Origin of the sequence: Dietzia sp. Cai40, from assembly GCF_014145165.1 — a bacterium.
GTDB classification, from domain to species: domain Bacteria; phylum Actinomycetota; class Actinomycetes; order Mycobacteriales; family Mycobacteriaceae; genus Dietzia; species Dietzia natronolimnaea.
This window is the reverse complement of record NZ_JAALEB010000024.1, coordinates 1-10,846: the sequence shown is the minus strand read 5'-3', so window position 1 is coordinate 10,846 and position 10,846 is coordinate 1. Positions and strand designations below refer to the sequence as shown.

Sequence of the window (10,846 nt, the reverse complement as noted above, 5' to 3'; positions counted from 1 at the left end):
CCGGGACCCGGGCCGCTGGCCGAGATCGTGGCCGAGTGGGAGGCCGCCTGCGAGCCCGCCCGCAGCTCGCGCGCCCGGGTGGTGACCATGCGCACCGGGCTCGTCCTGTCCGGAGCGGGCGGGATGCTGCCCCCGCTGGCCGCGATCACCCGGACGGGCCTGGGTGGGCGACTGGGGTCGGGCAGGCAGTGGATGTCCTGGATCGCACTCGACGACCTCACGGACATCTACCTCCGTGCCGTCGTCGACCCGTCGCTGACCGGAACCGTCAACGCCGTCGCTCCGGAACCGGTCACCAACGCGCGGTTCACCCGCGTCCTGGGCTCGGTGCTCCACCGTCCGACCGTGGTCCCGGTCCCCGGTTTCGCGCCCGGCCTGGTCCTGGGCAGCCGCGGGGCGGACGAGCTGGTGCTGGCCGACCAGAGGGTCGACCCGGCGCTCCTGCGCGCGGTCGACCACCCGTTCCGCTACCCCGGGCTCAGGGCCGCGCTGGCCCATGAACTGGGCGGGGAGAAGGTGCCCGCGGCGCTCTGAGGCACTGCCTCAGCGCTGCAGGATCATCGGGACCAGCACCCGCCGCGCCAGCGCCCGGATCTCGTCCTCGGTCTCCAGGACGGGCGGGCCGTCCGGCATCACGGCGATGGAGTGCAGGAAGCGGCCCACGACACTGCCGACCTCGCGGGACAGCGTGTCGAACTCGTCCGCGTCCATCGGTCGGGTGTGGACGTCGGCGTTCCAGGTGCTCCGGATGAACTCCGCGACGATCCCGGTGATCGCGCCCAGAACCGAGTCGGACTGACCGGCGAGCATCGCCATGGCCTCGACCTTGTCCACCTCGACCAGGCGCTGGAGCAGTTCGCTCCTACGGATGTCGAAGACCGTACCGACGAGCAGGTCCTCGACATGCCGGACCGGATCCCACTCGAGGGACTCGAACGGGGTGAACCGCGCGTTGACCGACATCATCAGTCGCTGCGCCTCATGGGCGTACAGCGCGCGGAGGATCTGCTCGCGCGGACCGAGCCTGCGGTACAACGTCACCCGCGTCACCCCGGCCGCTCTGGCGATGTCGTCGGTGCTCGCGCCCTTGATACCGCGTTCCGCGAACACCGAGGCCGCCGCCTCGATCAGACGGATGTCCTCGGCATCGGGTGGCTGGGCGCCACCGCGTCCACTGTTACGTGCCACACGGGCATGTTACTTCCAGTGGTCGTGGCGGCGCCCGCGACCCGGCCGGATCGGGTCAGGGACGGTCCCGGCCGGCCTCGTCGACCGGGTATGCGCCCTGCTGCAGGCCCTGCTCGAGATCCACGCCGGGGTCGATGCCGGCGGGCTGCCCCGGCTGTGCCCCCTGCGGGCCCGAGAGGGCGGGGGTGTCGTCCGGGGCGATCCCGCCCTCGGACGAGGGGACCATGTCGAAGACCCCGGGCTTGGGCTTGGACTTCGGCTTCTCCGTGGCGGTCGCGGACGACGACGCCCCCTCCGCGGCGGCCTCGGCGGCCGCGACGGACCGGGCGATCTCCGGGTCCGTCGAGGTGTCGAACCAGTGCTCGGGGGCCGACGGCAGATCCGCGTCGTCATCGGTGGCGGGCGGCTCGTAGCGGAACACCCCGTCGTCGTCCTTCTTGGCCACGGCCTTGGCGAAGTTCTCCAACGAGTCCCCGAACTGCGAGGGGATCATCCACATCGTGGCCGCGTCGCCCTTGGCCATCTCCGGCAGGTTCTGGACGTACTGGTAGGCCAGCATCTCCGGCGTGGGCTTGGAGGCCTTGACGGCCGCGTTGACGCGGGCGATGGCGGCCGCCTGGCCCTCCGCCACGAGGTAGCGGGCGGCCCGCTCACCCTGGGCACGGAGCATGCGCGACTGCCGGTCGGCCTCCGCGTTGAGGATCGAGGCCTGCTTGTTGCCCTCGGCGTCGAGGATGGAGGCCTGCTTGGCGCCCTGGGCGGTGGTGATGGCGGCCTCGCGCTGCCCCTCGGCGGTGAGGATCGTCGCGCGCTTCTCGCGATCGGCCTTCATCTGCTTCTCCATCGACTCCTGGATCGACAGCGGCGGGTCGATGGACCGCAGCTCGACACGGGCCACGCGCAGGCCCCAGCGGCCGGTCTCGGAGTCCAGTACCCCACGGAGCTGCTTGTTGATCATGTCGCGGCTGGTGAGCGTCTGCTCGAGCGTGAGCCCACCGACGACGTTGCGGAGCGTGGTGGTGGCCAACTGCTCGACGGCGACGATGTAGTTGTTGATCTCGTAGACCGCGGCCTTGGGGTCGGTGACCTGGAAGAAGACGACCGTGTCGATGTTCAGCGTGAGGTTGTCCTCGGTGATCATGGACTGGGGCGGGAAGGTGACCACCCGCTCGCGCAGGTCCACCTTCGCGCGGACCCGGTCGATGAACGGGATGATCAGGGTGAGCTGACCACTCACCGTGCGCTGATAGCGGCCGAGCCGCTCGATGACCGCGGCCTCCGCCTGCGGGATGAGCTTCACCGAGCTCACCACCACCGAGGCGATCAATATGACGATGACGGCAAGGAAGATCAAGCCACCCATGGTTTCCTCCTGTTGTGTCGTGCTGTCGGCTGTGTGTCGGACTCGCGCTCTCTAGATGCCACGCACGACGATCGCGGTGGCCCCTTCGATCTCATGCACGAGGACCTTGTCCCCCGCGTCGAACGTCTCGCCCTCGATGAGCGGGCGCGCCGTCCAGGTATCCCCCGCGATCTGCACCAGGCCGCCGGCCGGCCCGATCGCCTCGACCACGGTGCCGTCGCGTCCGGTCAGCGCGGCCGTGTTGGTGTCGTGCTCGGGGAGCGCGGACAGGAGGCGCCGGCGCACGAGGGGTCGTACCCCCGCGACGAGGATGATCGAGACGAGGGCGAACGCCAGGGCCTGCCCCCAGACCGGCGCGCCGAGCGCGGCCGCGGCGGCCCCGCCGAGTGCACCCCCGGCGAGCATGATCAGGAACAACTCCCCGCCCGCCGCCTCACCGGCGGCGAGCAACACCGCAACTGCGAGCCAGGCAAGTCCTACATGCATGTCTACGACCCTACCGACATCCGGCGTTCGGCAGGGGGGACGTCGTCCCACGAGCGGACTACGCTCACATGACGTGTCGACTCTCAAGAAGTTCGCGTGGCTGTCGGTGGCCACGTCGATCGTCACCATCTCGCTCAAGATGGTGGCCTGGTGGGTGACCGGATCGGTCGGGCTGCTCGCCGACGCGGCCGAGTCGGTGGTCAACCTGGTGGCCGCGGTGGTCGCGCTCATCGCCATCACCGTCGCCGAGCGCCCGGCCGACGACGACCACCAGTACGGCCACTCCAAGGCCGAGTACTTCTCGGCCGTGGTCGAGGGCGCGATGATCTTCGTGGCCGCGACCTTCATCCTCTACACGGGTGTCGAGCGACTCATCAACCCCGTGCCGATCGAGTCCCTCGGACTGGGCCTCGCGATCTCCGTCGTGGCGGCCGTGATCAACGGAATCGTGGGGACGTTGCTCATCCGGGCCGGGGTCCGACACCGGTCGCCGACCCTGAAAGCCGACGGGAAACACCTGATCACCGACGTCGTGACCTCGGTCGGCGTCGTGGTCGGGGTGACCCTGGTGTGGATCACCGGCTGGGAGTTCCTCGATCCGGTCGTCGCGATCGCGGTGGGGCTGAACATCCTGTTCATCGGGTACAGGCTCGTCCACGAGTCCGGGATGGGGCTGATGGACGCGACACTCCCCGAGCAGGACAACAGGGCGATCCAGGAGGTACTGGACAGGCACCGGCAGCCGGGTCGGGTCGACTTCCACGAGTTGCGGACCCGCGAGTCCGGCCGGTGGCGGTTCGTCGAGTTCCACGCGCTCGTCCCCGGCGACTGGAGTGTCGAGCGGGGTCACGATCTGGTGGAGAAGGTCGAGCAGGAGATCCACGCCGCGCTCCCGCACTCCCACATCACCACCCACCTGGAGCCGATCGAGGACGAGCGCGCCTACAACGACGTGAGGCTGTAGTCATGGGCCACCCGATCATGTTCGACGACTCCGATCCGCTGCTCGCCCGGTTGCGTCGGATCTGCCTGGCGCTCCCCGACGCCGCGGAGAAGATCTCGCACGGGCGGCCGAACTGGTACACCACCAAGGTCTTCGCCTCTTACGGCGGAACGGTCAAGGGGGACCACGCGGATCCCCTGCTCGCCCGCGCCCTGCTGTTCCTCCCGGACCCCGAGGACCTGCCGGCCCTCGAGCAGGACCCGCGCATCGTGGTGCCCGCCTACGTCGGCGTCCGGGGATGGCGGGCGCTGCCACTGGACCGGTGTGAGCAGGGGGCGGTCCGGGGGACCCCGGGTCCGTGGACTGGGACGAGGTCGCCGAGTTGGTCGAGTCCTCCTACCGGCAACTCGCCGGGGCCCGGAGGGTCGCCCGGTTGGACGCCGAGCAGTGAGAGGCCGGCCTGGGGGAGCGCTGGGAGTTCTGTCCACGGAGGTCGGCCCCGGCGCCCGGGGTCAGGGTCTCCGGGCACCCGGGCGTGGGGCGGGTCACCGCACGCTCCGCGCCGAGGCGACGTCGTCGATGAGCACGGCGATGTGGAACATGCTGGTCAACAGCGAGCCGTAGACCGGCCAGGAGTCCCGGGGCAAGCGGTCGTCCTCGGCCATGGCGTGCGTCAGCCCGATCAACCGGTCGTGGATGGAGTCTATCTCTGCGTGGGGATCGGCTATCGCGTGGCCGGCGTCCCGTGCGATCCCGGCCCACTCGCTGCGGAAGCGCTCGTCCCACGGCCCATCGGAATAGGTGGCCTCGTGCAGAGTCCTGATCAGGTGTCGCATATGTGAGACCGCCTCGTCGATGCGTCCCAGGATCTCCCCGTAGTCCACGTCCCGGCCCGTCTGCGCACGGCCGAGGCGCTCGCGGGCCAGGCGGGGGTTCGAGCGCCGGCTCTCCCGGGCGAAGTGCACTGTCCCCCAGGCGGTCTCGACCTCGTCCGCCACCGACTCGATCTCGCGACGCCACCCGTCGGCGGCGTCGGTCTCCCAGGAGGTGGAGAACTCGTCGGACATGTTCACGAGGATGTCGCCGATCCGGCGGTCGATGCGGTCCACGTGGCTGGCCGCCTGTTGGTCCCGCATCGGAGGGATGATGAGCAGATTGACCAGCACACCGATCCCCACCCCGACGACGACCTCGATGATGCGGTCGAGGAGCAGGGGCTCCTGGTCGGAGAACCCGCTGGAGAGCACGAAGACCGCCGTGGTGGCGATCGCGACCCCCTCGTCCCGGATCCAGGTGATCCGGGCCCCGGCCAGACCCACGAATATCGCCAGGGCGAAAGTCCACACGCTCACGCCGAGGTAGAACCCGATGAGGAAGGACAGGCCGACGCCGATCGCGGACGCCACCGTCGTCTGCACCCCGCGGGACAGCGACCGGTGGACCGTGGCGTGCACGGTGAGCAGGGCCGTCCACGGCGCCAGGAACGGCAGGGGCGAGTCCAGGACGTGGGCCGAGAGCCACCACGCGGCCGTGGCGGCGATCACGCTCTTGACGATCTGCAGCAGATCGGTCCTGACGTCGGGCCGTCCCGCGAGTTCCCGGAGTCGTCGCATACGCAGCATTCTCGTAGGTGGCCCGGCGTCACGACAATCCCGGAAGCCGTGAACGTCGGACAACGTGACCACAGTGGCGTGTCCGACCCTGCCCTAGGGTCGGAGCGTACGGAGACAGCCGTATCGTCCGGCGCCCTCGGAAGGACCCATGGACCCGCTCAATTCCCCCACCCTGTCGGCGGCGACGGTCGATCTCGGCCTCGACACCCGGCTCACCCTGCTCGCCGCCGGCCTGATCTTCCTGCTGGCCCTGGGGCTGGGGGTGTGGAAATACCGGCAGATGGCCACGAGCGCCGACCACCTCGCGCACCCCTACGTCGACATCGCGCACCGGGCGTCACTGCTGTACTCGTTCGCGATCCTGCTCATCGCCGTGTTCGTGGAGCTGAGCAGCTGGCCCACATGGGTGAACCTCACGGCGGCAGGGGTCCTCGTGTTCTTCTTCGTGGTGGCGATCGGCAGCTACATCGTCCACGGCGCACTGCAGGACACGACCAACCAGTTCGAGCACCCCTCGTCCATGCTGCGCGTCGGCATGGTGGCACTCATCGTGGGGGAGATGGGCGGGTTCGCCGTACTGCTGGCGGGCTTCGTCGACGGTCAGTTCCTGAGCTGAGACGATTTCCGGGCGGCGCGGTTAGGCTGGCCCCATGCCGCTGCGCCCCCGCTCCGACGCCGCCTCGCCGAGGAAGAGATCGTCCGAGGGCATGGACCTGGGCACCCGGGCGCTGGTGTTGGGGGTGGGGTCCCTGGCGCTGTCCTGGGTCCCTCTGCTCAACATCATCGCGTTCCTCGCCGCACTGATGGCGGTGGCCTTCGGGTTGCTCGCGCGGTGGCCCACGGGATGGCTCACCAACGAGGACCCGGACCCGCGCCGGGGACTGTTCGGCGTCATCCTCGGCGGGATCGCGATCGTCGTCTTTGTCATCACGGCGATGCGGTATTCGGCGCTGTAGCCCCCGCCGCCCGCCGCCCCGGTGGTCGCGGTCCGTCCTCAGTGGGAGTTGGACACCACCCAGCCGAGAGCCGTGCGCATCCGACGCGCGAACGTCCCGGGGTGGGTCGCGCACGCCGCGTGACCGGCGCTGATCGGGAACACCGCGCTGTGCGGCAGCAGATCGGCCATCTCGTCCTGGATCCACCGGGGGAAGGCAATGTCGCGCATGGTCTTGACGATCGCGACCGGCAGGTCCAGCTCGCGCAACCACGACGTGGAGTTGAACCGGGCCACCTCGCTGATCACGGTCCTGTGGGTGGCGAGGGGCACGGAGGACAGTTCCCGCATCGCCCAGGTATAGGCACTGGGCACCTCGTCGTCGATCTCCCTGGACACCTCGAGGGGTACGGCGTTGAGCACGGGGGCGCCCCGGGTCAACGATCCCATCGTGATCTTCTCCAGTGCGTTGCGCTGGGCGCCGGTACCGGTGGCGGCCAGCACCAGTCCGCCGAGCCGGGAGGGGTCGCGCCGGGCCGCGAGCTGGGCGACGATGCCGCCCATCGAGTATCCGCCGATCACGGGCTTGTCCAGCCCCAGGTGGTCGGACACCCGCAGCACGTCCTCGGCCAGGGCCCCGAAGTCGAACGGGCCGCCGTGTCCCATCCCGTGGCGGCGCTGGTCGTAGGCGATGAGCCGGTACTCGCCCTGCAGGCGTTGGAAGGTCTGGTACCAGTTGAGCATCCCCGTGGCGGCCATGCCGTGCAGTAGGACGACCGGCGTGAGGTGCTCCTCGCCGGTGTCGTACAGCCTGGTGGTGACGTCGTCGGTGAGGGTGACGATCCTCCCGGCCGGAAGCCGTGCCATGTCCGGCGCCATCCGGGGTAGACGCGCTGCCCGACGGGGAATGCCGCTCAACATAGTGAACGGTCTCCTGTGCACGAAATCCTCCTCGGGTGCCTGGATCCGATCGCCTGCCATGTGGGCTTCGCAAGAAACGCGTCGAAGTCGCTACTGTGCACACATGTCTCAGGCATGGTCACATTCTCGCTTCCTCGTCGTGGCGCCATCTGCTGTTCCGGTAGAAGACCCCGGGGCCATTTGGCCCCCCTGGAAAGATGAGCTTGACGGGCCTCGGCTTACCAGTAGGGGGCAGTTCATGTGCCGCTACCTGGACTCGGTCGTAGAGGCGGAGTTGCCTGTCACAGAAGTTGGCACAGTCGTGCCGGATAGCGTAATGATGCGGGGTGCCTTCCGTGCTGCGAGGGTCGAGAAAATCGCTGGGGTCACGCTGTTCAGCGCCGAATTGGAGCTTGTGTCGATAAGCGATCGGCTCTCGATCGAGGACATTGAGACCGGCATTACCGGCCTCGTGTGCGAATTCCTCGATGGCGTCGATGCGTTCCCCGGGCAGATTCTTTGGGTGAACCGAACTCTGCTGACGGACGAGGGTGAACCTCCCACTAACTGGTTGGCGGACATGTCGACAGAGGTGTTCGCGACGGCGAATGATGGAACGGATGATGGGCGCCCCAAGATGATCGTCAGTTGGGGAAACAATGTCGTGTTACGCAGTAGGGCGGATCACGAAGAGGAAGTGAAGAGAGGAGTTCTCATAGCGCAGGCGCTGTGGGTGCAGTTGTTCGCGGTGGACCAGTTGTCGGGTGATCTGCTGGAGGATCTCGCAGCCAACCGGATCGGACTCAGGCGGGCAACGGGCATTCGGAAAGATCTTGAGGCGAGCCGGATGATGGCTTTTCAGGGCCTCTGCAGAGACGAGTTGAGCTCGACAGTTCAGGGAATTCCCGCCAGGGTGGCTGGTCGCATCCTGGATTCGTGGGAAGGAGCGGGTTACCGGTCCCGACTCGAATCCCGCATTGCTGAGGTGGCTCGCATTCTCGAACTCCGCGCCCAGTTACGGAGCAAGGGTTATCAACAGCTCGTCGAGATGGTGTTGTTCGTCATCGGTCTGCTGACGATTCTCCAGACCGTCCTCACGGTTGTTCAGACTGGGTTCAGCGGCGATGTGAACGGCTATCCGGGAGACGCGCAGAGGTCGTTGATTATGGACCTGACTAGGGTCGTGCACCTCGACATCCTCATGGGGGGGACGACCGCGCTGATGCTGCTTCTACTCGCCGTTGTCTTGCTCGTCAGGAGGAGATCTGATGCCTGAATCGAGGGTGGTTCTGGTGAACAATGCGGTGGATAGCGGGTCCATAGACCGGAGTTGGACAGAGGCCGAGCCACAGATCATCGCCGAGCGGGGAACCATTGACCAGGGCATAGACGAAGGGAGCCTGGGCAAGATATATGGCTTCACAACTCTCCTCGGTCAACTCGATGCCGTCGAATCCACAGCACAGTCGCAGGGATTGCTTCTTCGTTCGCATCTGATTGGCCGTCGATGCAGCATGTCGGCCGAATGGCTTCGGACCATTTCCGCGGTGAAGATCCACCAACTCGCGCAGGGGGGGTCGGGTATCTCGGGTCAGACCTTCCGCGCGCTCCTGGATTCATTCGGTCACGAGGTCGTCGCGGAAGGTGCATGGTGGGACTCTTACGGATGTGGTGACGTCGTCCCAGCCGCATGGTGGGTGAACGCAACGCTCGGGGAGTCGGCAGTCTCGGGTTGGGCTGCGGGCGACCTCATCGCATTGATCAACGGGAATTTTCTTTCGACTGCTTCTGTAGTCATGGCAGGTAGGAGGCTTAGAAGGACAGTCGAGGGGTCGTCGGAACTCGTGGATCGGATTCTCAGGGGTCCCGACGAGAAGGTGGGTGCCAGGCACCTTCAGTTGCCTGTGAGTCGGCGACCACCGCACTCGGTCGATGCAATTGGGCGCGCCGCAATCGCCAACCTCGACGATGCGGCCGGTTCGGCCCTGAAGTGTTTCTCCGGGAACCCGGTGTTCAGCTTCAGCGACGAAGTCGGCGTGCACAGTGTCAGCTCATTCCTGAACATCGAGGCCGCGGCTGCGATAAGTGCAGTCCTACGGAGGGTCCGACTAATGGGCGCGCTCGCGGTACGTGCGATCGAGGTTGAGTGTCAGCGTCGGATTGGCGCTGCGGGTACCGTCGACCAGTTGCGTTTCGTCCAACCTCCGAAGGTCGCGGCCGCGATTCTCGCCGAGGGGGCGCTTCCGGGCACCGACACGGCAGGGGGGCTCATTTCGGGGTCCGAGGGTTTGGAAGATGTCGCCGACGCGGCACTATCCTCGTCTCGTTATCTTCATCTGGCACTCGACAACTTGGCCACGATCATGCGAATTCTTGAGGCTGTTGTCGAAGACCGGTCACTGATCCTGGATGGTGAGTCCTGGCAGGGATTTTGTTGGGGACAGTAGTTTCCTAGAGTGCCGGGCGACCGGTTCTCCATCCGTGATGCACCATGGGTCCATGACTGCGAGGCCCGACCGCCCCCTGGATCCCGACCTGATCGAGCATCTCGACGAGCTGCTCGCCGCCACCGGCCGGATCGCCCGCCGACACTTCCACGGCGAGCTCGAGGCGTTGGTCGCCGGTGACAAGGGCGGTGAGCGGGGGTACGACCCGGTGACCGAGGCCGACCGCGACATCGAGGCGCTGCTGCGTGCCGGGATCTCCTCGATGGCGCCGGGTGACCGGGTGGTGGGGGAGGAGAACGGCGAGTCCGGCCCGGCCGACGCCGCCCGCACCTGGTACCTCGACCCGATCGACGGCACCAAGGCCTTCCTCACGGGGATGGCGGGGTGGGGAACCCTCGTCGGGGTGGTGGAGGACGGCCGGGCGGTCGCCGGGTGGATGGACCAACCGGTGTTGGGGGAGACCTTCGCCGCGGTCCACGGACGCGCCACCGTGCGTCGCCGATCGGACGGCCCGGAGGCGTTCGACCTCCACGTCTCGGGGTGCGACGAGCTGTCCGAGGCGATCATGTACACCACCCACCCGTCGATGTTCGGGGACCACGGCGAGGTGCGCAGCCGCTACGACGAGCTCGGCTCCCGGGTCCGCCTCCAGCGCTTCGGCGGCGACTGCTACGCCTACTGCATGCTCGCCGCGGGCCGGGTCGACCTGGTCGTGGAGGCGGATCTGAAGTCCTACGACATCGTGGCACTCATCCCGATCATCGAGGCGGCGGGCGGCGTGATCACCGGCCCGGACGGCAGGCAGCCGCTGGACGGTGGCACCGTCGTGGCCGCCGCGACACCGGCGCTGGCGGAGCAGGCGTGGGCGGTGTTGGGCGCGGACCAGCGGTGACCGACCCGCTCTTCGGGATCGAGCGTCCGCCGGCGATCCTCGGCCCCGGCGCGGTGCACGTGCCGGACTGGATGGACCGC

At 67.8% G+C, this 10,846-nt stretch carries 12 protein-coding genes; 7 read left to right on the top strand and 5 right to left on the bottom strand.

From position 1 onward, the window contains the following. The coding region (locus G6022_RS01320) for a DUF1731 domain-containing protein (protein WP_182690910.1) at positions 1-534 on the top strand (534 nt) is incomplete at its 5' end. A 9-nt stretch (positions 535-543) separates the two neighbouring features. On the opposite strand, the gene G6022_RS01315 is transcribed toward G6022_RS01320, so the two are convergent. The 3 genes from G6022_RS01315 to G6022_RS01305 are packed head-to-tail and all read right to left on the bottom strand — an operon-like array spanning position 544 to position 3,037. Then, on the bottom strand, positions 544-1,188 hold the full coding sequence (locus G6022_RS01315) for a TetR/AcrR family transcriptional regulator (RefSeq protein WP_179523648.1): 645 nt from the start codon (positions 1,186-1,188) through the stop codon (positions 544-546). A gap of 55 nt (positions 1,189-1,243) precedes the next feature. Beyond that, positions 1,244-2,551 carry an SPFH domain-containing protein gene (locus G6022_RS01310; RefSeq protein ID WP_179523647.1) on the bottom strand — a complete coding sequence of 436 codons (1,308 nt, stop codon included), beginning with the start codon at positions 2,549-2,551 and terminating at the stop codon, positions 1,244-1,246. A 51-nt stretch (positions 2,552-2,602) separates the two neighbouring features. Further along, complete coding sequence (locus tag G6022_RS01305) at positions 2,603-3,037, bottom strand: NfeD family protein (RefSeq protein ID WP_179523646.1); 435 nt, start codon at positions 3,035-3,037, stop codon at positions 2,603-2,605. Positions 3,038-3,110: 73 nt separating this feature from the next. Between G6022_RS01305 and G6022_RS01300 the strand changes: the two genes are divergently transcribed. After that, a complete protein-coding gene (locus G6022_RS01300; RefSeq protein WP_179523645.1) occupies positions 3,111-4,001 on the top strand; it encodes a cation diffusion facilitator family transporter in 891 nt (296 codons plus the stop codon). Between the two features lie 524 nt (positions 4,002-4,525). Here the strand turns inward: G6022_RS01300 and G6022_RS01290 are convergent. Further along, positions 4,526-5,593 (bottom strand): aromatic acid exporter family protein, encoded by a 1,068-nt coding sequence (locus tag G6022_RS01290; RefSeq protein WP_182638520.1) that lies wholly within the window; start codon positions 5,591-5,593, stop codon positions 4,526-4,528. Positions 5,594-5,741: 148 nt separating this feature from the next. On the opposite strand from G6022_RS01290, the gene G6022_RS01285 reads away from it, so the two are divergent. Together G6022_RS01285 and G6022_RS01280 are read left to right on the top strand one after the other, a co-directional pair. Next, a complete protein-coding gene (locus tag G6022_RS01285; RefSeq protein WP_182638519.1) occupies positions 5,742-6,209 on the top strand; it encodes a hypothetical protein in 468 nt (155 codons plus the stop codon). A 34-nt stretch (positions 6,210-6,243) separates the two neighbouring features. Beyond that, complete coding sequence (locus G6022_RS01280; RefSeq protein WP_182638518.1) at positions 6,244-6,549, top strand: hypothetical protein; 306 nt, start codon at positions 6,244-6,246, stop codon at positions 6,547-6,549. A gap of 38 nt (positions 6,550-6,587) precedes the next feature. On the opposite strand, the gene G6022_RS01275 is transcribed toward G6022_RS01280, so the two are convergent. Further along, on the bottom strand, positions 6,588-7,394 hold the full coding sequence (locus G6022_RS01275) for an alpha/beta hydrolase (protein WP_182638517.1): 807 nt from the start codon (positions 7,392-7,394) through the stop codon (positions 6,588-6,590). 292 nt (positions 7,395-7,686) lie between these two features. On the opposite strand from G6022_RS01275, the gene G6022_RS01270 reads away from it, so the two are divergent. The 3 genes from G6022_RS01270 to G6022_RS01260 are packed head-to-tail and all read left to right on the top strand — an operon-like array spanning position 7,687 to position 10,766. After that, positions 7,687-8,703: a hypothetical protein gene (locus G6022_RS01270; RefSeq protein WP_182638516.1), complete on the top strand. Its 1,017-nt coding sequence runs from the start codon at positions 7,687-7,689 to the stop codon at positions 8,701-8,703. Continuing rightward, entirely contained in the window at positions 8,696-9,874 is a 1,179-nt protein-coding gene (locus G6022_RS01265; RefSeq protein ID WP_182638515.1) for an aromatic amino acid lyase, read from the top strand. The genes G6022_RS01270 and G6022_RS01265 overlap by 8 nt, the downstream gene beginning before the upstream one ends. A 52-nt stretch (positions 9,875-9,926) precedes the next feature. Then, positions 9,927-10,766, top strand: coding sequence for an inositol monophosphatase family protein (locus G6022_RS01260; protein ID WP_182690908.1), 840 nt, complete (start codon positions 9,927-9,929; stop codon positions 10,764-10,766). Positions 10,767-10,846: the final 80 nt, after the last annotated feature.